We start from the raw sequence: 19,734 nt of genomic DNA, 5'->3' as shown, positions 1-19,734 counted from the left end.
TGCGCGGTGCAGTTGCAACAGGAGGCACCTATAATGGCAGACGCAGCCATTCACGGTCACGACCATGAAGATCAGCGCAGCTTTTTCCAGCGCTGGTTCATGTCGACCAACCACAAGGACATCGGGATTCTGTACCTGGTCGTTTCGGCGCTGGCCGGTCTGATCTCGGTTCTGATGACCGTATACATGCGGCTCGAGCTGATGCACCCGGGCGTTCAGTACATGTGTCTGGAAGGCTTCATGGCCGACCCATGTACACCCAACGGGCATCTGTGGAACGTCATGATCACCTATCACGGTGTTCTGATGATGTTCTTCGTTGTCATCCCGGCCCTGTTCGGCGGATTTGGCAACTATTTCATGCCGTTGCAGATCGGCGCGCCGGATATGGCGTTTCCGCGGATGAACAACCTGTCCTTCTGGCTGTATGTCGCCGGCACCTCGCTGGGTGTCGCGTCGCTGCTGGCGCCTGGAGGCAACGACCAGGCCGGCTCGGGCGTGGGCTGGGTTCTGTATCCGCCGCTGTCGACGACCGAAGGCGGCATGTCCATGGATCTTGCGATCTTTGCCGTGCACGTATCGGGCGCCTCCTCGATCCTCGGCGCGATCAACATGATCACCACCTTCCTGAACATGCGTGCCCCGGGCATGACCCTGTTCAAGGTGCCGCTGTTCAGCTGGTCGATCTTCGTCACCTCGTGGCTGATTCTGCTGTCGCTGCCGGTTCTGGCGGGCGCGATCACCATGCTGCTGATGGACCGCAACTTCGGCTTCACCTTCTTTGATCCGGCCGGTGGCGGCGATCCGATCCTGTATCAGCACATCCTGTGGTTCTTCGGCCACCCGGAAGTGTATATCGTGATCCTGCCCGGATTCGGCATCATCAGCCATGTCATCGCCACCTTCTCGCGCAAGCCGATCTTCGGTTACCTGCCGATGGTCTGGGCGATCATCGCGATCGGCGTGCTGGGCTTTGTCGTGTGGGCGCACCACATGTACACCGTCGGCATGTCGCTGCGTCAGCAAGCCTACTTCATGCTGGCCACGATGGTCATCGCGGTTCCGACGGGGGTCAAGGTGTTCTCGTGGATCGCCACCATGTGGGGCGGCTCGATCGAGTTCAAGACACCGATGCTGTTCGCCTTCGGCTTCCTGTTCCTGTTCACCGTCGGCGGTGTGACCGGTGTGGTTCTGAGCCAGGCTGGCGTAGACCGCGCCTATCACGACACCTACTACGTGGTTGCGCACTTCCACTATGTGATGTCGCTTGGTGCTGTCTTTGCGATCTTCGCGGGCGTCTACTTCTACTTCAGCAAGATGACAGGTCGTCAGTATTCCGAGTTCTGGGGCAAGGTTCACTTCTGGATGTTCTTCATCGGCGCCAACCTGACCTTCTTCCCGCAGCACTTCCTGGGCCGTCAGGGCATGCCGCGTCGCTACATCGACTACCCCGAGGCATTTGCCCAGTGGAACTTTGTATCGTCGATTGGCGCGTTCATTTCGTTCGCCTCGTTCCTGCTGTTCTTCGGCATCGTGATCTACGCCCTCATGCGTGGCGCGAAAGAGACACGCCCGAACCCGTGGAACGAATACGCGGACACGCTGGAATGGACCCTGCCCTCGCCGCCGCCCGAGCACACGTTCGAGCAGCTGCCAAAGCAGGAAGACTGGGACAAAGGCCACGCCCACTGATCCCGATCTGATCCAAGGAAACCCCGCCCAAGTGGCGGGGTTTTTCGTTTTCACCTTTGCCGGTTCGCCAAGTGTACCAAAATCCGCTATGATACCCCCACAGAACAGTCGGAGGATCGGCAATGCCGGAAATCGACTTTTGGTATTCAATCGGCAGCACTTACAGCTTCCTTACCGTGATGCGTCTGGACGACTGGTGCGCTGAACATGACGCCACCGTGAATTGGCGGCCCTTCAATGTGCGCACGGTCATGTCAGCACAGCAGAATATCCCGTTTGCCGGAAAACCGGAAAAATCCGCATATATGTGGCGCGATATCGAAAGGCGCTGTGCCAAGTATCACATCCACGCCAGCCTGCCCGCACCCTATCCGATTTCCGATCTTGCCCTGGCCAATCAGGTCGCTCTGCTTGGTATGATGGATGGATGGGGCAAGTCATTTACCCAAAACCTTTACCGCATCTGGTTCGAGGATGGCGTCGAAGCGGGCAGCGAAAGCGCCCTGTCCGAAGCTTTGCTGCGGTGCCAGCAGGATCCCCGTCTGACACTGGCACGCGCACGCAGCCCGGATATCGTCGCGGCACTGGAAGCTGAAACAGACATCGCAGTGAAACTGGGTGTTTTCGGTGCCCCCAGCTTCGTGGTGAGGCAAGAGGTGTTCTGGGGCGACGACCGTTTGGATGACGCCTTGTCGTGGGCGCGGGTGGGCCACGTGGTCTGATCAAAACCCGTCGACATGACGCAGCACTGCGATATGTTTCCGGTATGCCCTACAAATGGAATCAGACATCCGAAACCGTACACGAGCTGCGCCTCTGGCCGCATAACTCACTGCCGCGACGTGGGGCGATGATTGCCATCCTGTCCGTGTTTCTGTTCGGTTTGATCCCATTGTTGGCCGTGCTTGGGTCGGTCGTGTTGTGGGGTCTGTTACCGTTTCTGTTATTGACGGTGCTTGGGCTTTGGCTGGCGATTCAGGCGAACTATCGCGCGCGCAGTACGTTTGAGGTTTTTACCTTGTCCGATTCACAAGCCCGCCTGGTGCATCACACCCCTGGCAAGGACCAACAGGAATGGTCGTGCAATCGCTATTGGGCACGACCTGAAATGTACGAAAAAGGCGGCCCGGTTCCACATTACGTCACGCTCGTCGGAGACGGGCGTGAGGTGGAAATCGGGGCGTTTCTGTCGGAAGACGAGCGTATCACGCTCTACGACGACCTGGCCAGGAAACTGCGCGATCCTGTCGCGCATTAGGTGTTTCAGCCTGATGTCTCAGCAATCGCCGTTTGATGCGGCACAGAGTTGGTCTTTGACCATGGGTCCGACCCTGCCGAAGTCCATCTGTCCGGTATAGCGGGTCTTCAGCTCGCCCATGACCTTGCCCATGTCCCGAATGGAACCGGCACCGGTTGAAGTGATCGCGGCCTGAATCGCCTTTGACACTTCTTCATCATCCAGCTGCTTGGGCAGAAACTCTTCGATGACGGCGACTTCCTGCATCTCGCGTTCGGCCAGGTCCAGGCGACCGCCCTCTTCATAGGCGCGCGCACTTTCCTTGCGTTGCTTGGTCATTTTGCCAAGAATTTCAAGCACCTCTGCATCACCGCAGCCCTTGACCTCTTCATTGTCCGAGGCGCGCGCGGCGATGTCGCGGTCCTTGATGGCCGCGTTGATCAACCGCAGTGTCGACAGACGCTCGGCTGCTTTGTCTTTCATAGCTTGCTTCAGGGCGGCATTCACCCGTGATCGCATATCCATTTGGCTTGTCCATCCCCATGACAACGGAACCCCGAACATATCTAAACAAAAAGCGTGATACAACCGGGGACGATCAGGCTTAACCCATTGAAAAATAACGATAGCCCAAAAATTGAACAGACTTGACCCAGGCGCTTAACCCCCTTAGGTATGCGCCGGTTTACCTTGCAGGAGAGTCGCGCCATGGCCCAGAACGCCCCGTCCAAGCCCACCGCATGTCTGGCTTTGGCCGACGGAACGCTGTTTTACGGCCTCGGTTTCGGTGCAACCGGACAGACCGTGGCCGAACTCTGCTTCAACACAGCCATGACCGGATATCAGGAAATCCTGACCGATCCATCTTATGCCGGGCAGATCGTCACCTTTACCTTCCCCCATATCGGCAATGTCGGCGTGAACCCGGAGGATGACGAAACCGGCGATCCGGTCGCCGCTGGCATGGTTGTCAAATGGGATCCGACCGAGCCGTCCAACTGGCGCTCGGCCGAGGAACTCAAGGGCTGGCTTGCCCGCCGTGGACGCATCGCCATCGGCGGCGTTGATACCCGCCGACTGACCCGCGCCATCCGCCAGCAGGGCGCGCCGCATGTGGCGCTGGCGCATGACCCCGAGGGCAATTTCGATATCGAAGCCCTGGTTGCTGCGGCCCGCGGTTTTGCCGGTCTGGAAGGTATGGACTTGGCCAGGGAAGTCACCTGTGCCCAAAGCTATCGCTGGGATGAAATGCGGTGGGCGTGGCCTGACGGGTACAAGCGACAAGAGGCCCCTGCCCACAAAGTCGTGGCTGTCGATTACGGCGCCAAGCGCAACATTCTGCGCTGTCTCGCCTCGGCTGGATGTGATGTAACCGTGTTGCCAGCGACGGCGACCGCTGCCGAAGTGCTGGCCCATCAGCCGGATGGCGTTTTCCTGTCGAACGGTCCCGGAGACCCGGCTGCAACGGGTGCCTATGCTGTCCCGATGATCAAGGAAATTCTGGACACAACCGATCTGCCCGTCTTTGGTATCTGCCTTGGCCACCAGATGCTGGCGCTGGCGTTGGGCGGTCAGACAGTCAAGATGAACCACGGTCACCACGGCGCGAACCACCCGGTCAAGGATCTGGAAACCGGCAAGGTCGAAATCACTTCGATGAATCACGGTTTTGCCGTGGACGCGCAGTCTTTGCCGGAAGGCGTGGTCGAGACACACAGATCGCTGTTTGACGGCTCGAACTGCGGTATCCGAATGACTGACAGACCTGTATACTCGGTACAATACCACCCCGAAGCGTCACCCGGACCCCAGGACAGTTTCTATCTGTTCGAGCGTTTCGCCGATGCGATGGAAAAGAAAAAAGAGCAGGCATAAACCCTTAAGTTACCAGAGTTAACGGCACATTAACCTTGTTTGATCAACCCTGAGCGCAGGTAACTGTGCCAGGGTTTCTTTATGGTTGAACTTAATCTCCAGGACTTTACAACCGCTGCCCCGATCCCGGCGCCCGGATTTCGCAAACCGCTGGGAACTTGCCTGCTGGAAACCGAGGTCATCACGCGCTCGCAACTGGACCATGCGTTGAGCTTGCAGACCAGGCAGAAAGCGCCGCTTGGCGAAATTCTGGTTGGCGAGGGCTATGCCACCAGGCAGGACGTACTGAAGGCCCTATCCACGCAGTTCGGGTGGCAGATCGCGGACCTCGAGCAAATTCCACCGATGCCCGGATTGTGCAACCTGAAGCCGGTAGACTTCTGGCTTGAGCACAATGTCATTCCCTGGATGCGCATCGGCCCTCTGGTTTTGGTCGCCACTGCCCGGCCCGATCGTTTTGCAACCGTGGTCGCCGAGATGCAGGATTGCGACTATGCCATCCTGCCGGTTCTTGCGGATTCTCATCAGATCGACCGGGTCATTGCACAGCACTTCTCGCGGACACTTGCAAAAGCGGCCGAAACCCGGGTGAACGCCGCTCAAAGCTGCCGCAACTGGACCGCCGGGCCCCGGCTCGTATCATCTGCAACAACGCTGGGTGTGCTGTTTCTTTTCGCCCTGTTCCCTTCGTTTGGATTGATGGTTTTGTTGGGCGCAGCCCTAGGCAGTTTGGTTCTTTTTGCCGCCTTTCGGATAATTGGCGCGCTGGCCTGTCTCAGCGACCACATGAAAAAGCCGACCGAGCCACCCGAGGCGGCAATCGCACTTCGGCACCCCTGCGTGTCCATCATGGTGCCGCTGTACAAGGAACGAGAAATCGCGAGTGCTCTGGTGCAACGGCTTCAAAGGCTGACCTATCCCAAAGCGCTGCTGGACGTCATTCTCGTGCTTGAGGAAACCGATGACGTGACGCGCGACGCCCTTGCGCGGGTGGCTCTGCCCAGTTGGATGCGTGTTGTTGAAGTCCCGGAACTGAACGGGTTGACCACCAAACCGCGCGCCATGAATTACGCGCTGGATTTTTGCCGTGGTGACATCGTTGGCGTTTGGGATGCCGAAGACGCACCACAGCCAGATCAGATCGAACGTGTGGTTGCGCATTTTACCCAAGCTTCGCCCGAGGTGGTATGCCTGCAAGGTGTTTTGGATTACTACAACCCCCGCACGAACTGGCGGTCACGCTGTTTTACCATCGAATACAACAGCTGGTTTCGCGTGATCCTGCCGGGCATCGCACGTATGGGGCTGGTCGTCCCGCTTGGAGGAACGACGTTCTTTTTCCGCCGCGAAAAGCTGTTGGAACTGGGCGGCTGGGACGCCCACAATGTCACCGAAGATGCCGATTTGGGTGTGCGGCTTTGCCGGGCCGGTTATCGGACCGAGATGGTGGATACCACGACATTCGAAGAGGCGAATTTCCGCGCCTGGCCGTGGGTCAAGCAACGCTCACGCTGGCTCAAGGGGTTCATGGTCACCTATCTTGTGCACATGCGCGACCCGCGGAAATTGTATGCTGATTTGGGTGCGGCGAAGTTTTTCGGCCTACAGGCGTTCTTTCTGGGCACTCTGGGTCAGTTCCTGCTGGCCCCTGTTCTATGGATTTTCTGGCTATACGCCCTGGGCATGCCCAATCCGATGGAGCAAATCCTGCCGCAACAGATCACGACGGCGCTGATCTGCTTGTTTCTGGCAACCGAGGCGCTGAACATATGCGTTGGGATCATCGCTGTTTCCGCGCGTGAACGTCGGTTTTTGCTGCCGTGGGTCCCGACGATGTGTCTGTATTTCCCTCTGGGGGTGGTTGCCGGTTACAAAGCGCTCTGGGAACTGGCGACAAATCCGTTTTTTTGGGACAAAACCCAACACGGACAGGCCAGCGAAGACGTTCCGCTGGCCTGACGTTCATTTATCGCGACGACTGGCATCCTGTTTCAGACGTGTCATGAAGGCGATTGAAATATGTTCCTTCAGCGCCCGCCCTGCGGCTTCCTCGTCTCGGGCGGCGATGGCCTCGACGATTCCCTTATGCTCACTTTGCGCAATCTCGCCACGCCCCTGAACAGCCAGCGAAGTGGTCGCCATCAAAGCCATGGTCCGATGGACCAGATCGAGCTGCTGAACCAGGTAGCGGTTGTGTGACGCCAGATGAATCTGTTCGTGAAACCGTCGATTGGCGCGCGACAAAGCCGTTGGGTCATCGATCAGCTTGTCGTCTTCGACGACCATGTCCTGAAGAACCTTGATTTCTTCTTCGGTGGCGTGTTTTGCGGCCAGCCGTGCGGCAAGACCTTCAAGTTCCCGGCGCACGATGTAAAGCTCGGCCATCTGGTTGTGGTCCAGAGACGCCACGATCAATGACCTCCCGTCCCGTTCCAGCAAGGATTGGGTTTCCAGGCGTTGCAGCGCTTCACGGATCGGAGTGCGCGACACGCCGAACCGTTCAGCCAGTTCGCTTTCGACCAACCGATCACCGGGCTTGTAGACGCCCACATCGATGGCTTCCAGGATAAGGCTGTAGGCGTCCTTGGTCGGGGATCGGGTCTGGCTCATGGGATCGTTTGTCTCCTCGTTCGGACATGTCTAGCCGTGTCAGGGGGCGGCGATCAAGTACGGCATTGAAAACCGCCCGACTGCGCCCTAAACCCAAGCCATGGTCAAACCTTCCTTTAGTCATGTCACCCAATGGGTGTTCGATCTGGATAACACCCTGTATCCGCCGCAGATGCGGCTGTTCGATCAGATCGAAGTTCTGATGACGGACTATGTGGTGCAAGCCATCGGTGTCGACCGGGCCGAGGCCGACAGGTTACGCGCGCATTACTGGCGCGAATACGGAACCACGCTGGCCGGGTTGATGGCCGAGCATGATCTGGACCCCGACCCTTATCTGCACGCGGTACATCAGGTTGACATGAGCCACATGGACCCGGATGCGGAACTGGCCGACCATATACGCGCCCTTCCAGGTCGGAGGATCGTCTACACCAACGGCAGCGCGCCTTACGCGGAACGTGTATTGGAAGCACGCGGCCTGACAGGCCTGTTCGACGCGATTTACGGTGTCGAACACGCAGGGTATCGACCAAAGCCGGAAAAAGCTGCCTTCGAAGCGATCTTTGAAAAGGATGGCCTCCAGACCGAAATGGCGGCCATGTTCGAAGATGACCCACGCAATCTCGCGGCCCCGCACGAGATGGGAATGCGTACGGTGCATGTTGCCCCCGACCCGCATGAAGCCGATCACATTCATCACCATACGGACGATCTGACCGCGTTTTTGGCCCGCCTGCGATAGCCTGTCACAGTGCGACGATCTGCACGTTCCGCACCTGCATCTGCATACCTATATGCGCGTCAGCGACGAACAGATGGAGACCCCGATGAGCGCGATTGACATGCCGCTGCGCCTGCCGATTTGGCAGCGCCTTTTCTTTGCAATTCCCGTTTTTGGATGGCTGGCGCGCGACGCGGTCAACGCGAAGGCAGAAGACTTGTATTACACCACCGCTGCGATTTTCAGCATGTGGGGCTGTTCCATCATGCTGTTTGGCCTTCCCGGTCTCTACATCCCTGCCCTTATGATGGTGCCGGTGATGTTTCTGATCCTCGTGCTGATTTCGCGCGGCTGAAATACGGGACAGGATGTCACTTGGCACTCGGGGCAGATCCGAATTAGGTTCTGCCCGGAATGATGAGAGGCGCCATGACCGACAGCTGTGACATCCTGATTTCCGGTGGCGGGATCGCCGGCCTGACCGCAGCGGCGGTATTCGGAACGGCAGGTTTTCAAGTGATCTGCGTTGATCCGAGCCCTCCGATCACCGAGCGGGACGTGGACGGGTCGGACCTGCGCACCACCGCTTTTTTGCAGCCTGCGCGCGGCCTGCTGGAACAATGCGGTCTGTGGGCCAGGCTGGATGCCCACGCGGCTCCGCTGCAAATCATGCGGATCGTTGACGCGGGGGGCGACGTGCCCGAGCCGCGCGTTGTCCGCGACTTCAACGCAGCCGACATTTCTGACCACCCTTTCGGTTGGAACCTGCCCAACTGGTTGCTGCGCCGAGAAATGGTGGCGCGACTGGCTGAATTGCCCAATGTCGATTTCCGCACCGGCACCGGAACCACCAGCCTGTTCACCCGAACCGCCGAGGCCCGCGTGGGCCTGAGCGATGGAAGCCGCGTCCGGTGCAGACTTGTGCTTGCCGCCGATGGTCGCAACTCACCTATGCGCGAGGCCGCCGGAATCAAAGTGCACACGACACGATATGGGCAGAAGGCGCTGGCCTTTGCGGTGACACACCCAATTCCACACGAGAATGTCTCGACCGAGATTCACAGATCGGGTGGACCGTTCACGCTGGTGCCTCTGCCGGACTGGGAAGGGCAGCCCTCGTCCGCCATCGTCTGGATGGAACGCGGACCGAAGGCCGTTGAACTCCTGAACCTGGAACCCGAGGCATTCGAGGCCGCCATGACCTCTCGGTCCTGCGGTTTGTTCGGCCCGCTGAAACTAGCATCCCGCAGAACGATCTGGCCGATCATCAGCCAATCGGCGGAACGGCTGGCGGGGGAACGCATCGCCCTGATGGCTGAGGCCGCGCATGTGGTGCCACCCATCGGAGCACAGGGCTTGAACATGTCGCTGGGCGATCTGCGTTGCCTGCTGGATTTGGCGCAGGCCCGGCCCGAAAGTCTGGGAGACGCACAGATGCTGGACGCCTATCACAAGGCCCGTCACACCGAGGTCGAGATGCGTGTCAAAGGCATTGATCTGCTGAACCGCGCCTCGATGATCGAGGCACGCCCGCTGCGGGATGCACGGGCGATGGGGCTGAGCGCACTTTATTCCCTGCCACCAGTGCGCAAGACGTTGATGCAGATGGGCCTTGGCGTTCGCTAAGGCCCGGGCTGCTTACAGAACCTGATCCAGCACACGTTTCAAACGCGCGATGGTGCCGTCCACGTCGTACAGCTTGTCGAGCCCAAACAGGCCCAACCGAAACGTGCTGAACCCTTCTGGCTCATCGCATTGCAACGGGACACCAGCGGCAATCTGCATACCCAGCGCCGCAAATTTCCTGCCGTTCTGAATTTCGGGATCCGAGGTGTAGCTGACCACAACTCCAGGCGCGCCAAAACCGTCGGCCGCGACCGAAACGACGCCCTTGTCCTTCAACATCGACCGCACACCGTCACCCAGCGCCCATTGCGCCGCACGCAGCTTTTCGAACCCGTATTCACGCGTCTCTGCCATGGTGTCGCGGAAAGCCAGCAACGCATCGGTCGGCATCGTGGCGTGATAGGCGTGGCCGCCGTTTTCATAGGCTTGCATGATCTGCCGCCATTTCTTCAGATCAAGGGCGAAACTGTCGGAACTGGTCTGCTCCAGACGTGCCTCGCCCCGTTCAGACAACATGACCAGACCGGCACATGGCGACGCGCTCCACCCCTTCTGCGGCGCCGAGATCAGAACATCGACACCGGTGGCTTTCATGTCCACCCAGGCGCAACCCGACGCAATGCAATCCAACACCATCAATGCACCCACCTCGTGCGCCGCGCTTGCCAGCGCGGTCACATAATCATCCGGCAGAATGACCCCCGCTGAGGTTTCGACATGCGGCGCAAAAACAACGCCGGGTTTTTGTTCGCGAATCGCGGCGACGACCTCTTCGATCGGAGCAGGCGCAAAAGGCGATGGGCTGGCATTGCCAGTCTCTCGCGCTTTCATGACCGTGGTCGAGTTTGTCAGAGAGCCGCTCTCAATGATCTGGCTCCACCGGTACGAGAACCATCCGTTGCGAACCACCAGCACATCCGCGCCGCGTGCGAACTGTCGGGCGACCGCTTCCATGGCATAGGTTCCACCGCCGGGAATAACGGCAACGCCATCCGCGTTGTACACGTCTTTCAGCATGTCCGAAATGTCGCGCATCACCTGCTGATACTTCTGCGACATATGGTTCAACGAACGGTCGGTAAATACGACCGAGAATTCTTCGAGCCCGTCCGGGTCAACGGTTTCCAGCAAGCCTGGCATGGCGCATCCTTTCCAAAGCGTTTTCGAAGTCTTGTCCGCTTTGTCAGTGCGGGTAAAGCCTTTTCGCGGCGAAATTTGACCTGACGTAAAGCTTAACAAACACTTAATTTTTCTCACTTAGTTTCCTGAGAACTGGAAAATGACGCCAACCAGTGTCACTTCCCCTTTACACTTCTACTTGCTTCTGAACAGATGCGCACACTTTATACTTGAAGGGATAGATTCACCCGTGACGATACAAAAGCGGATCAGCTTCCAGTTCGTTCGAGACGAAGTAAAACGACGCATTGAAAGCCGTGTCTGGCCACAAGGATCGCTTTTGCCGACGGAGACCCAGCTGGCAGAGGAGTTCAATTGCGCCCGGGCCACTGTGAACAGAGCCTTGAGAGAACTGGCCGACCAAGGCTTTGTCGAGCGCAAACGCAAAAGCGGCACACGCGTCAAGAAAGAGCCCAGCAAACACGCCAAACTCGAATTGTCACTGGCGCGGCAAGTGGTCGAAAACCAGAATGCAAATTATCGTTATGCGCTTGTTGAAAGAAATGTGGTCACCAGCCCTGGATGGCTTTCCTCGCAGATCAACGTGGCACCGGATGCGCGTGTTCTACATGTAATCTGTATGCACTATGCAGACAATCGGCCCTTCCAGATGGAAGAACGGTGGATCAACATCGAGGCTGTTCCAGATGTAGAGGACGCGGACCTGGTCGAACAGGGGCCACACGAGTGGCTGTTGACAGCTGCTCCCTTTACCGACGCCGAGGTCGCTTTCTGCGCCATATCCGCAGATGCGCGACTGGCAGAATTCATGGGCACCACGGCAGGAACATCCATGATTCAGATGGAACGCACAACCTGGAAAGAAGACAGGCCGCTTACCTTTGCGCGCATGACGCATCATCCGGGCTATTGCATCCGCACCAAGTACTGACTCTGTTCAGCCGATGGGACCGGGCAGACGTTCTTCGCTCAGCAGAACGTTGGCCTCGACGTCGCCTGCACCCGGCAGAGTCATGATCCGGCGCCGCAATACACGCTCGAAATCGGCCAGGTCTCGGGCCACCACACGCAGTCGATAGTCATACAGTCCAAGCACATGCTCGACTGTCTGCACCTCGGGAATGGCACTGACAGCGCGCTCAAAATCTTCAAGACTGACTTGGCCCTTGCGCCCCAGCTTGATGCCCAGAAAGACGGTAACACCGAACCCCAGCGCTTCGGCATTCAGACGCAGCCGACGGCCCTTGATTATTCCTGCCTCTTCCAACCGGCGAATGCGACGCCACGTTGCGGGTTGGGATAACCCGAACCTGCGCCCCAATGCTCCGGCACTTTGCGTGGCATCCTGTTGCAGCGCGCGAAGAAGGCGGCGATCAATCTCATCCAATTCGATCATACCGGCAGTACCTCGTCCCGCTTGACCCGCGCGATATGCATCAGGGCCTCAATATCGGCGATGTGAGGCAGGGTCAGAATCCGGTCGCGATAGAGCTGTTGATAGTGCTTCATATCTTTTGCAATGACGGAAAGACGAACATCGACCCGACCCAGAAAGGTCTGAATTTCGATCACCTCTGCCACGTCACGCGCCGCCTGCGTGAAATCGTCGAAAGCTCGGGCCTGCGTCTTGTCAAGCGTGATCCGAAGCGAGACCTCGACAGCATATCCCATCGCGGCCCAGTCTATCACGGCCTCCTGCCCTTGGATGATCCCTGCGGCCTGCATCTTTTCGATCCGCCGCCAGCAGACACCCGCGCTGATCCGGCAAAGATCGGCCAGTTCCGCTGTTGTCAGGCTCGGGTCTGCTTGAAAGTGGCGCAGAATGCGCCGATCAATATCATCAAGCATGATTTTTTTACATTCTCCAATTATCGCGAATTATTCTTCATCTTTTTTGCAAATACTCAAGCCCAACCCTATCGCCATTGGGCGAACAGGCAGATACAACCGCCGCAACCTAACCAGAAAGGACCGGCGAAATGCGCGTCTATTACGATCGCGATTGCGATATCAACCTGATCAAAGACAAGAAAGTTGCCATTCTCGGCTATGGCTCGCAAGGTCACGCTCACGCGCTGAACCTGCGCGACTCGGGCGCAAAGAACCTGGTCGTCGCCCTGCGCGAAGGATCGCCTTCCGCCAAGAAGGCCGAAGCCGAAGGTTTGCAAGTCATGGGCATCGCCGAAGCGGCGGCCTGGTGTGACGTGATCATGTTCACCATGCCCGACGAGCTTCAGGCCGAGACCTACAAAAAATACGTCCACGACAACATCAAGCCCGGTGCGGCCATCGCGTTTGCCCACGGCCTGAACGTACATTTCGGCCTGATCGAGCCGAAAGACGGCGTCGACGTCATCATGATGGCCCCCAAGGGCCCCGGCCACACCGTGCGCGGCGAATACACCAAGGGCGGCGGCGTGCCCTGCCTGGTCGCTGTCCACAACGACGCAACCGGCAAAGCGCTGGAAATCGGCTTGTCCTACTGCTCGGCCATCGGCGGCGGCCGCTCGGGCATCATCGAAACCAACTTCCGTGAAGAATGTGAGACCGACCTGTTCGGCGAACAGGCCGTTCTGTGCGGTGGTCTGGTCGAACTGATCCGCTGCGGCTTTGAAACTCTGGTCGAAGCCGGTTACGCCCCTGAAATGGCCTATTTCGAGTGTCTGCACGAAGTGAAACTGATCGTCGATCTGATCTACGAAGGCGGCATCGCCAACATGGATTACTCGATCTCGAACACCGCCGAATACGGCCAGTACGTCACCGGGCCGCGTATCCTGAAATACGACGAGACCAAAGCGCGTATGAAAGAGGTCCTGAACGACATCCAGCAGGGTAAATTCGTTCGTGACTTCATGCTGGAAAACGCCGTAGGCCAGCCGACCATCAAAGCGGCGCGCCGTGCCAATGACGAGCATATGATCGAGGAAACCGGCGCCAAGCTGCGCGGCATGATGCCGTGGATCTCGGCCGGAAAGATGGTCGACAAAGAAAAGAACTAAGCCAGACCTTAGTCAGCATAAGGGCGGCCACGGCGGTCGCCCTTTTTCGTTTGCACAAAAAAGTGGCGCGGCACATAAACGCCCGATCAGACCAATCTATTTCGCGAACTTGCGCTGCCCGACAGGACAAACCAATGGTGCAACAGCCGACAAGACAGGACTGGAGCGGCGTCTTCACGCTGGGCCTGATCTGGGGCGCGACCTTCATGGTCGTCACCATGGCGCTGGAAGGCTATGGGCCGATCACGGTCGCCACCTCACGAACCACGCTGGGCGCTGTTACCCTGTTGCTGATGATGACGGTGACCGGTCGCAAGCTGCCGGTTCTGACGCCGGCGCTGAGTGTTTCGATTGTCCTTATCGGCGTGCTGTCTACTGCCGTACCCTTCATGCTGCTCAGCTGGGGGCAGCAATTCGTGCCATCAGCCTTTGCGGGGCTGTCCATGGCTGCCATTCCGCTAATGGTATTGCCACTTGCGCATTTCTTTTCTGACGAGCCGCTCAATCTACGTCGCCTGCTGGGCGTGTTTCTGGGCTTCTCGGGAGCTTTGGTATTGATCGGCCCCGGTCTGGCACAGCTTGGCCAAGGGGCCGAACCTCTGGCCCAATTGGCCTGTATCACTGCCGCATTGTGCTATGCGTCTTCGTCGATTTTGACCCGTCGCTGTCCGCCTGTCGACCCGTTGGCCCTTGCTGCGCTGACCCTGCTGGTTGGGGCTGCGTTGTTGGTGCCCATCATGCTGATGACCGAAGGCTTGCCCAAATGGCAAGGCACGCGCCCCACACTTGCTCTGATCGTGCTGGGCTTGGTGCCAACGGCGTTCGCCACCCTGCTGCGCGTGTCCATCACCCGCAGCGCAGGTTCCGTGTTTCTGACACTGGTGAACTATCAGGTGCCCATTTGGTCAATGGTATTCGGCGCCTGGATTCTGTCCGAGGCCCTGCCCCTGCGCTTTTTCATCGCCCTTGCGCTGATCCTGACAGGCATGGCCATCAGTCAATGGTTCAGCCTGCGCAAGGTTCTGTTCGGGCACTAGCTTGTGGCGGCCTCGACCTCGGCGACGATGCTGTCAACGACTTGGGTCAGCAACCCATCATCCTCGCATTCAGCCATCACGCGGATCAACGGTTCGGTCCCGGATTTGCGGATCAACAACCGGCCCTGCCCATTCAACCGTGCCTCGGCATCGGCAATGGCCGCCTGTACACTTTGCACCTCCAACGGGGTTTGATCGCTGGAATAACGTACATTCTTCAGCAACTGCGGCACGGTTTCGAATTGTTTGGACAGATCCGACGCCTTGCGCCCCGACAGAACCATTTCCGCCAGGAAATGCAGGCCTGCCATCAACCCGTCACCGGTGGTGGCATAATCGCTCATCACGATATGGCCGGACTGTTCCCCGCCAAGGTTGAACCCACCTTCACGCATCCGTTCAACCACGTAGCGATCGCCGACGGCCGTTCGCTCGAGGCGCAAACCCTGCGCTGTCAGGTGGCGTTCCAGACCCAGGTTGGACATGACGGTCGCGACCAGGGCATCGCCCTTCAACTGGCCCGATTTCTTCCACGCCGTCGCCAGCAAAGCCATAAGCTGATCGCCGTCAGCCACCTGGCCGGTTTCGTCGACCACAACCACCCTGTCCGCGTCGCCATCCAGACAAATACCCACATCGGCACCATGCGCGACAACGGTTTCAGCGGCCAGTTGAGGCTTGGTCGATCCGCAGTTGAGATTGATGTTCTTGCCGTTGGGCGCGATTCCCACGGGGATCACTTCTGCGCCCAGTTCCCACAGAACTTCCGGCGCGGTGCGGTGGGCTGCGCCGTTTGCACAATCGATCACCACTTTCAAACCATCCAGACTGACGTTCCGCGGCAACGACGACTTCACACGTTCACCATAGCGAAACCGGGCGTCATCAACCCGGCGCGCCCGGCCGATATTCTGCGCCTGAGCGGGTCTGACGCCATCGTCGATCAGCTTTTCGATCTCGACCTCGGCCTGATCGGACAGTTTGTAGCCGTCGGGCCCAAAGAACTTGATTCCGTTGTCTTCGGCAGGGTTGTGGCTGGCCGAGATCATGACGCCCAGATCAGCCCGCATGGACCGGGTCATGAGACCAACGGCGGGTGTCGGAACGGGCCCCAGCAGCAACACGTTCATTCCCGTGGACGTCAAACCGGCCGTCAGCGCGTTTTCCAGCATATAGCCGGACAGGCGCGTATCCTTACCGATGACAACCCGGTGCACCCCTGTCGCGTCGCGTCGGAAATACCGCCCGACCGCAGCCCCGATGCGCAACGCCATCTCTGCCGTCATCGGATGCGTGTTGGCGGTGCCCCGCACCCCGTCGGTTCCGAACAGCTTGCGCATAGGTGTCACTCCGTGATTTGTCGTGCGACCGGATTACCGGACAGCAGCCCATAGGCGCAAGGCCTGAGAGGTCTCGGCCACGTCATGAACGCGAATGATCTGCACGCCCTGAGACAATCCAGCCAGAGCCACCGCAATTGATCCCGGCGCGCGGGCAGTCTTGCGAGGTTCCTTTCCGATAGAACCAATGAAGCCCTTCCGCGACACGCCCAACAGGATCGGGCAGCCCAATCCGTGGAACAGGCTGATATCGCGCAGAAGAGTCAAATTGTGATCCTCGGTCTTCCCGAACCCGATCCCGGGATCCACGACGATCTGACCGCGGCTCAGGCCAAGACGTTCCAGCAGCGCAATCTGGCCTTCGAGAAAATCGTAAACATCCAGCAGAACACTGTCGTATCGAGGATTGATCTGCATCGTCGCCGGATCACCCTGCATGTGCATGACACAGACAGGCACGCCCTGCGCGGAACAGAACGGTGCCAATTCGGGATCGAAGGTGAAGCCCGAGACATCGTTGACCAACCCTGCCCCGGCATCGCAGGCGGCCTTGGCGACATCTGCCTTGCGTGTATCGATGGAAATCAAAGCGCCTGTTTCCGACCGGATCGCTTCGATCAACGGGCGGGTTCGCGCGATTTCTTCCTCGGCCGGGACAAAATCCGCACCCGGACGGGTGGACTCTCCGCCGATATCCAGAATCGCGGCACCCTGCGCCACCATATTCACCGCAGCCACGCGAGCAGCATCTACCGAGCTGTGAACACCGCCATCCGAGAAGCTGTCCGGCGTGGCATTCAGAATCCCCATGATATGAGGCACATGCATATCAAGGCCCGCCACGTCAGCCCGCGGTTGGCTCAAACGGCTCAGGTGATCTGACGGAACGTCCGAGGCCGCGACGATTTCAGGTTCAGACCCGCGCCGCAGGGCCTCGGCATGAGTAAACCAAAGGGTTTGGCCCGCCAGCGGCACAGCGCCTGCGGGACGGGTCGCTCCATGCTGGACCAGTGGTCTGAAATAGGTTCTCACAGCTGGGCCTGATCCACCGCAACAGCGCGCAAGGGCGTTTTGGGTTCCGTCGGCAATGCGCCGCCGATCACCATCATTTCGCTCGCTTCAAAGGTCGCCGCGAACCATGCAGCCAGCGCCACGGCATCCGACGGGGCGGCAGACGGGCCGTCAACGGCATCCAGTACGATCTTGGATGGGGCCCAGACACAGATCTGGCCATTCTTCATCGCCCAATCCAATTCGGTCCGCGTCGAAACCACCACACAGCGATGATCCCGTGCCGCCAGAACCCAGGCATTCTGTTCAATTGCCAACAGGTCAATTCGGCGTTGTGTCATCGCATGACCCGTTTGCGGAGCCGCCAGTTCCGACGCCCCGACACACAGGATCAGCGGGCGCTGGCGGTTCTCCAACTGATCGATCCAACCCTTCAGGTTTTCCGAGGCGATGGCGTCATTCGACAGGAAGACAAGGCGGGGATGCGGGCGTTCTTCTTCGGCCACCTCATGATGGACCGAGTCTTTTCCGCGCACGATCTCAACCCCCAATGCGCCCGGACCCCGATCCAGTTTTTCGATGCGGACAAAGACCCTTACAGCCTGAGGCTCAAGCAGTATGCGTTCCGCAACGCGTTCGGCCAATGTCTCAAGCAGGTTCAGGCGCTCGGCCGCCAGCTCATAGGCGATGGATTCCGTTACCCGGTCATATGACAGGATGCGATCCACATCATCATCAATCGGGTCCGTCAGAGGCCGGACTTCGACCACGATGTTGAAACAGATCCGCTGGGTTGTTCCCCGCTCGGCCTGGAAGGCACCGATTTCGACTTCGACGATATGGTCGCGCAACGAAATACGATCCAACGGCCCCCGAGGAGACGTCGCCTCGGACCGTTCGGACGGGTGTGCGAATGCCAGACGGATTTCAGAACTCATGGGTCAGGCCTTTTCGGGCTCGTTTCAAAGTTCGCCCACTATAGGCGTTGCGAGGGCCTATAGCATTCAAACAAGCGCCATTCCAACCGCCGAATGCGGCGTCACAAGACCCGAAACCAGCTCATCATCCCGGACGCGGCGTGCCCCAGCATATGGCAATGCAGCAACCAGTTCCCCGGATTGTCCGCGATCAATGCGATTTGGCGTGCCTGTCCCCGCCCGACTAGAACGGTATCACGCCAGGGGCCAAGAGAACCATCATCCAGGATCAATCGGAAGTGATGCCCGTGCAGATGCATCGCGTGCGCAAACGCGGATTCATTCACGAACTCGATCCTGTGCAAACTGCCGACGGCTGCATCCAGAAAAGGATCTTCCGGGCGCTCGGCGTACCCGTTCAGTGCCCAGAACTTGCCCAACTGCGCCAACTCGCGGCCAGACAGTTCCGTTTCACCCAGCCGGGCACTTTCCAGCCAGCGCATTGCACCACCTTGCAGACGCATCTGGTGCGTTTGTGCTTCTTGAATATTTCCGATCTCAGGCAAGGGGTTAGGCGGCAATGCTGACACGCCTTGCCTGCGCGCCCCGGCAGCGGTTCCACCGACTTCGAACCGCGCCAGCCCATAGGAGCCATCTCTTTCGACACTGACCAGGCTTGCCGTTTCATCCTCGGTGATGACATCCAAAATCAGGTCCGCGCGCTGCGCAGGTGCCAGCGGGAAAGAGCCCGACAGCCTCAGTGGTGTTTCCAAGGGCATTCCATCCAAGGCAACGATCCACCCCGCAAGACCATCAAGATCCAGATCAAATATCCTGGCATTGGAGGCGTTGACCAATCGTAGTCGCAGTCGCTCGTTTCTTCGCACCGCAAACGCAGGATCGAATGATCCGTTGACGGTCAGGATGTTTCCAAGCCGGCCTGCATGGCTCAGATCATGGCCATTGTCGAAATCATCCGTTATCTGCGCGGTCTCAGGGTTCAACCGCCAATCATCCAACATCAGCACCAGATCCTGATCGACATCCGGTGCCGTGGCCTCTGCGACGATCAGCGGCCCGTAAAGCCCGCGGGCCACCTGTTCCATCGACCGATTGTGCGCGTGGTACCAATAGGTGCCCGCATCCGGGGCAACGAAGTCATAGTCGAAAGAACTGCCCGGTGCGACGGCATCCTGCGTCAGACCGGGTACACCGTCCATGGCGTTGTCAATGCGGATCCCGTGCCAGTGGACCGATGTTGGTTGCGGAAGGTCATTCACCAGTTTGCGCTGAACGCGTGCGCCCTGTTCGACCCTTAGGACTGTTCCGGGGACAGTGTCACCGTAACTCCAGACCGTTGTGTCAGGAAACCCTTCGGGTGCAACGCGCTGCCGGCTCAGATGCGCCTTGAGCGGCGGATAACCGGCGCGGGCCGCGACCGGCAGAATTGTGGCGGCGGCGGCTGTTTTCAGAATGTGTCGTCGAGTGAAAAGCATTACGGGCCTCCTGGGCCCGCAATATAG

The 19,734-nt window shown here is 58.8% G+C and carries 20 protein-coding genes; 11 read left to right on the top strand and 9 right to left on the bottom strand.

Annotated features, from left to right (window positions below; genetic code table 11):
• Positions 1–33 precede the first annotated feature (33 nt).
• From ctaD to AC2FF8_RS09335, 3 genes are all read left to right on the top strand, one after another.
• Positions 34–1,692 (top strand): cytochrome c oxidase subunit I, encoded by a 1,659-nt coding sequence (gene ctaD / locus AC2FF8_RS09345; RefSeq protein ID WP_257600497.1) that lies wholly within the window; start codon positions 34–36, stop codon positions 1,690–1,692.
• 122 nt (positions 1,693–1,814) lie between these two features.
• Positions 1,815–2,414, top strand: a complete 600-nt coding sequence (locus AC2FF8_RS09340) for a 2-hydroxychromene-2-carboxylate isomerase (RefSeq protein WP_170346620.1) — start codon at positions 1,815–1,817, stop codon at positions 2,412–2,414.
• Between the two features lie 44 nt (positions 2,415–2,458).
• A complete protein-coding gene (locus AC2FF8_RS09335; RefSeq protein ID WP_496879527.1) occupies positions 2,459–2,950 on the top strand; it encodes a DUF2244 domain-containing protein in 492 nt (163 codons plus the stop codon).
• Between the two features lie 18 nt (positions 2,951–2,968).
• On the opposite strand, the gene AC2FF8_RS09330 is transcribed toward AC2FF8_RS09335, so the two are convergent.
• On the bottom strand, positions 2,969–3,454 hold the full coding sequence (locus AC2FF8_RS09330) for a GatB/YqeY domain-containing protein (protein ID WP_170346618.1): 486 nt from the start codon (positions 3,452–3,454) through the stop codon (positions 2,969–2,971).
• A 183-nt stretch (positions 3,455–3,637) separates the two neighbouring features.
• On the opposite strand from AC2FF8_RS09330, the gene carA reads away from it, so the two are divergent.
• Positions 3,638–4,804 (top strand): glutamine-hydrolyzing carbamoyl-phosphate synthase small subunit, encoded by a 1,167-nt coding sequence (gene carA / locus AC2FF8_RS09325; RefSeq protein WP_170346617.1) that lies wholly within the window; start codon positions 3,638–3,640, stop codon positions 4,802–4,804.
• An 81-nt stretch (positions 4,805–4,885) separates the two neighbouring features.
• Positions 4,886–6,763, top strand: coding sequence for a glycosyltransferase (locus AC2FF8_RS09320; RefSeq protein ID WP_496879526.1), 1,878 nt, complete (start codon positions 4,886–4,888; stop codon positions 6,761–6,763).
• 3 nt (positions 6,764–6,766) lie between these two features.
• Here AC2FF8_RS09320 and AC2FF8_RS09315 read toward each other — a convergent pair whose 3' ends face one another.
• Positions 6,767–7,414, bottom strand: coding sequence for a GntR family transcriptional regulator (locus tag AC2FF8_RS09315; RefSeq protein ID WP_117869320.1), 648 nt, complete (start codon positions 7,412–7,414; stop codon positions 6,767–6,769).
• A gap of 100 nt (positions 7,415–7,514) precedes the next feature.
• Between AC2FF8_RS09315 and AC2FF8_RS09310 the strand changes: the two genes are divergently transcribed.
• From AC2FF8_RS09310 to AC2FF8_RS09300, 3 genes are all read left to right on the top strand, one after another.
• Complete coding sequence (locus tag AC2FF8_RS09310; RefSeq protein ID WP_170346615.1) at positions 7,515–8,159, top strand: pyrimidine 5'-nucleotidase; 645 nt, start codon at positions 7,515–7,517, stop codon at positions 8,157–8,159.
• A gap of 85 nt (positions 8,160–8,244) precedes the next feature.
• A complete protein-coding gene (locus AC2FF8_RS09305; protein ID WP_425078052.1) occupies positions 8,245–8,493 on the top strand; it encodes a hypothetical protein in 249 nt (82 codons plus the stop codon).
• A gap of 74 nt (positions 8,494–8,567) precedes the next feature.
• A complete protein-coding gene (locus AC2FF8_RS09300) occupies positions 8,568–9,764 on the top strand; it encodes a UbiH/UbiF family hydroxylase (RefSeq protein ID WP_496879525.1) in 1,197 nt (398 codons plus the stop codon).
• Positions 9,765–9,776: 12 nt separating this feature from the next.
• Here AC2FF8_RS09300 and AC2FF8_RS09295 read toward each other — a convergent pair whose 3' ends face one another.
• Positions 9,777–10,904: an aminotransferase class V-fold PLP-dependent enzyme gene (locus AC2FF8_RS09295; protein ID WP_496879524.1), complete on the bottom strand. Its 1,128-nt coding sequence runs from the start codon at positions 10,902–10,904 to the stop codon at positions 9,777–9,779.
• Positions 10,905–11,133: 229 nt separating this feature from the next.
• Between AC2FF8_RS09295 and hutC the strand changes: the two genes are divergently transcribed.
• Complete coding sequence (hutC, locus tag AC2FF8_RS09290; protein ID WP_257600491.1) at positions 11,134–11,835, top strand: histidine utilization transcriptional repressor HutC; 702 nt, start codon at positions 11,134–11,136, stop codon at positions 11,833–11,835.
• Positions 11,836–11,841: 6 nt separating this feature from the next.
• On the opposite strand, the gene AC2FF8_RS09285 is transcribed toward hutC, so the two are convergent.
• Both AC2FF8_RS09285 and AC2FF8_RS09280 read right to left on the bottom strand, forming a co-directional pair.
• Positions 11,842–12,300 (bottom strand): Lrp/AsnC family transcriptional regulator, encoded by a 459-nt coding sequence (locus AC2FF8_RS09285; protein WP_170346610.1) that lies wholly within the window; start codon positions 12,298–12,300, stop codon positions 11,842–11,844.
• Positions 12,297–12,752, bottom strand: coding sequence for an Lrp/AsnC family transcriptional regulator (locus AC2FF8_RS09280; RefSeq protein ID WP_496879523.1), 456 nt, complete (start codon positions 12,750–12,752; stop codon positions 12,297–12,299). Before AC2FF8_RS09280 ends, AC2FF8_RS09285 begins: the two co-directional genes overlap by 4 nt.
• Before the next feature lie 131 nt (positions 12,753–12,883).
• Between AC2FF8_RS09280 and ilvC the strand changes: the two genes are divergently transcribed.
• Both ilvC and AC2FF8_RS09270 read left to right on the top strand, forming a co-directional pair.
• Positions 12,884–13,906 carry a ketol-acid reductoisomerase gene (ilvC, locus tag AC2FF8_RS09275; protein ID WP_170346608.1) on the top strand — a complete coding sequence of 341 codons (1,023 nt, stop codon included), beginning with the start codon at positions 12,884–12,886 and terminating at the stop codon, positions 13,904–13,906.
• Between the two features lie 134 nt (positions 13,907–14,040).
• Positions 14,041–14,943 (top strand): DMT family transporter, encoded by a 903-nt coding sequence (locus AC2FF8_RS09270; protein WP_496879522.1) that lies wholly within the window; start codon positions 14,041–14,043, stop codon positions 14,941–14,943.
• Here AC2FF8_RS09270 and glmM read toward each other — a convergent pair.
• The 4 genes from glmM to AC2FF8_RS09250 all read right to left on the bottom strand — a co-directional run bounded on the left by glmM (position 14,940) and on the right by AC2FF8_RS09250 (position 19,707).
• Positions 14,940–16,283 (bottom strand): phosphoglucosamine mutase, encoded by a 1,344-nt coding sequence (gene glmM / locus AC2FF8_RS09265; RefSeq protein ID WP_496879521.1) that lies wholly within the window; start codon positions 16,281–16,283, stop codon positions 14,940–14,942. The genes AC2FF8_RS09270 and glmM overlap by 4 nt on opposite strands.
• Before the next feature lie 33 nt (positions 16,284–16,316).
• Positions 16,317–17,315, bottom strand: coding sequence for a dihydropteroate synthase (gene folP / locus AC2FF8_RS09260; protein ID WP_496879520.1), 999 nt, complete (start codon positions 17,313–17,315; stop codon positions 16,317–16,319).
• On the bottom strand, positions 17,312–18,232 hold the full coding sequence (locus AC2FF8_RS09255) for a dihydroneopterin aldolase (protein ID WP_170346604.1): 921 nt from the start codon (positions 18,230–18,232) through the stop codon (positions 17,312–17,314). Before AC2FF8_RS09255 ends, folP begins: the two co-directional genes overlap by 4 nt.
• Positions 18,233–18,333: 101 nt before the next feature.
• Positions 18,334–19,707 (bottom strand): multicopper oxidase family protein, encoded by a 1,374-nt coding sequence (locus tag AC2FF8_RS09250; protein ID WP_496879519.1) that lies wholly within the window; start codon positions 19,705–19,707, stop codon positions 18,334–18,336.
• Between the last annotated feature and the right edge of the window lie 27 nt (positions 19,708–19,734).

Source organism: Ruegeria sp. YTSA144 (genome assembly GCF_059610125.1).
The sequence above is the reverse complement of the archived record's forward strand: the minus strand, read 5'-3'. Positions and strand labels throughout refer to the sequence as shown.

Bases quoted from the DNA above. Each gene is read 5' to 3' on its own strand.
- ctaD (WP_257600497.1), top strand. From the start codon at position 34: ATGGCAGACGCAGCCATTCACGGTCACGACCATGAAGATCAGCGCAGC.
- AC2FF8_RS09340 (WP_170346620.1), top strand. From the start codon at position 1,815: ATGCCGGAAATCGACTTTTGGTATTCAATCGGCAGCACTTACAGCTTC.
- AC2FF8_RS09335 (WP_496879527.1), top strand. From the start codon at position 2,459: ATGCCCTACAAATGGAATCAGACATCCGAAACCGTACACGAGCTGCGC.
- AC2FF8_RS09330 (WP_170346618.1), bottom strand. From the start codon at position 3,454: ATGGATATGCGATCACGGGTGAATGCCGCCCTGAAGCAAGCTATGAAA.
- carA (WP_170346617.1), top strand. From the start codon at position 3,638: ATGGCCCAGAACGCCCCGTCCAAGCCCACCGCATGTCTGGCTTTGGCC.
- AC2FF8_RS09320 (WP_496879526.1), top strand. From the start codon at position 4,886: ATGGTTGAACTTAATCTCCAGGACTTTACAACCGCTGCCCCGATCCCG.
- AC2FF8_RS09315 (WP_117869320.1), bottom strand. From the start codon at position 7,414: ATGAGCCAGACCCGATCCCCGACCAAGGACGCCTACAGCCTTATCCTG.
- AC2FF8_RS09310 (WP_170346615.1), top strand. From the start codon at position 7,515: ATGGTCAAACCTTCCTTTAGTCATGTCACCCAATGGGTGTTCGATCTG.
- AC2FF8_RS09305 (WP_425078052.1), top strand. From the start codon at position 8,245: ATGAGCGCGATTGACATGCCGCTGCGCCTGCCGATTTGGCAGCGCCTT.
- AC2FF8_RS09300 (WP_496879525.1), top strand. From the start codon at position 8,568: ATGACCGACAGCTGTGACATCCTGATTTCCGGTGGCGGGATCGCCGGC.
- AC2FF8_RS09295 (WP_496879524.1), bottom strand. From the start codon at position 10,904: ATGCCAGGCTTGCTGGAAACCGTTGACCCGGACGGGCTCGAAGAATTC.
- AC2FF8_RS09285 (WP_170346610.1), bottom strand. From the start codon at position 12,300: ATGATCGAATTGGATGAGATTGATCGCCGCCTTCTTCGCGCGCTGCAA.
- AC2FF8_RS09280 (WP_496879523.1), bottom strand. From the start codon at position 12,752: ATGCTTGATGATATTGATCGGCGCATTCTGCGCCACTTTCAAGCAGAC.
- ilvC (WP_170346608.1), top strand. From the start codon at position 12,884: ATGCGCGTCTATTACGATCGCGATTGCGATATCAACCTGATCAAAGAC.
- AC2FF8_RS09270 (WP_496879522.1), top strand. From the start codon at position 14,041: ATGGTGCAACAGCCGACAAGACAGGACTGGAGCGGCGTCTTCACGCTG.
- glmM (WP_496879521.1), bottom strand. From the start codon at position 16,283: ATGCGCAAGCTGTTCGGAACCGACGGGGTGCGGGGCACCGCCAACACG.
- AC2FF8_RS09255 (WP_170346604.1), bottom strand. From the start codon at position 18,232: ATGAGTTCTGAAATCCGTCTGGCATTCGCACACCCGTCCGAACGGTCC.
- AC2FF8_RS09250 (WP_496879519.1), bottom strand. From the start codon at position 19,707: ATGCTTTTCACTCGACGACACATTCTGAAAACAGCCGCCGCCGCCACA.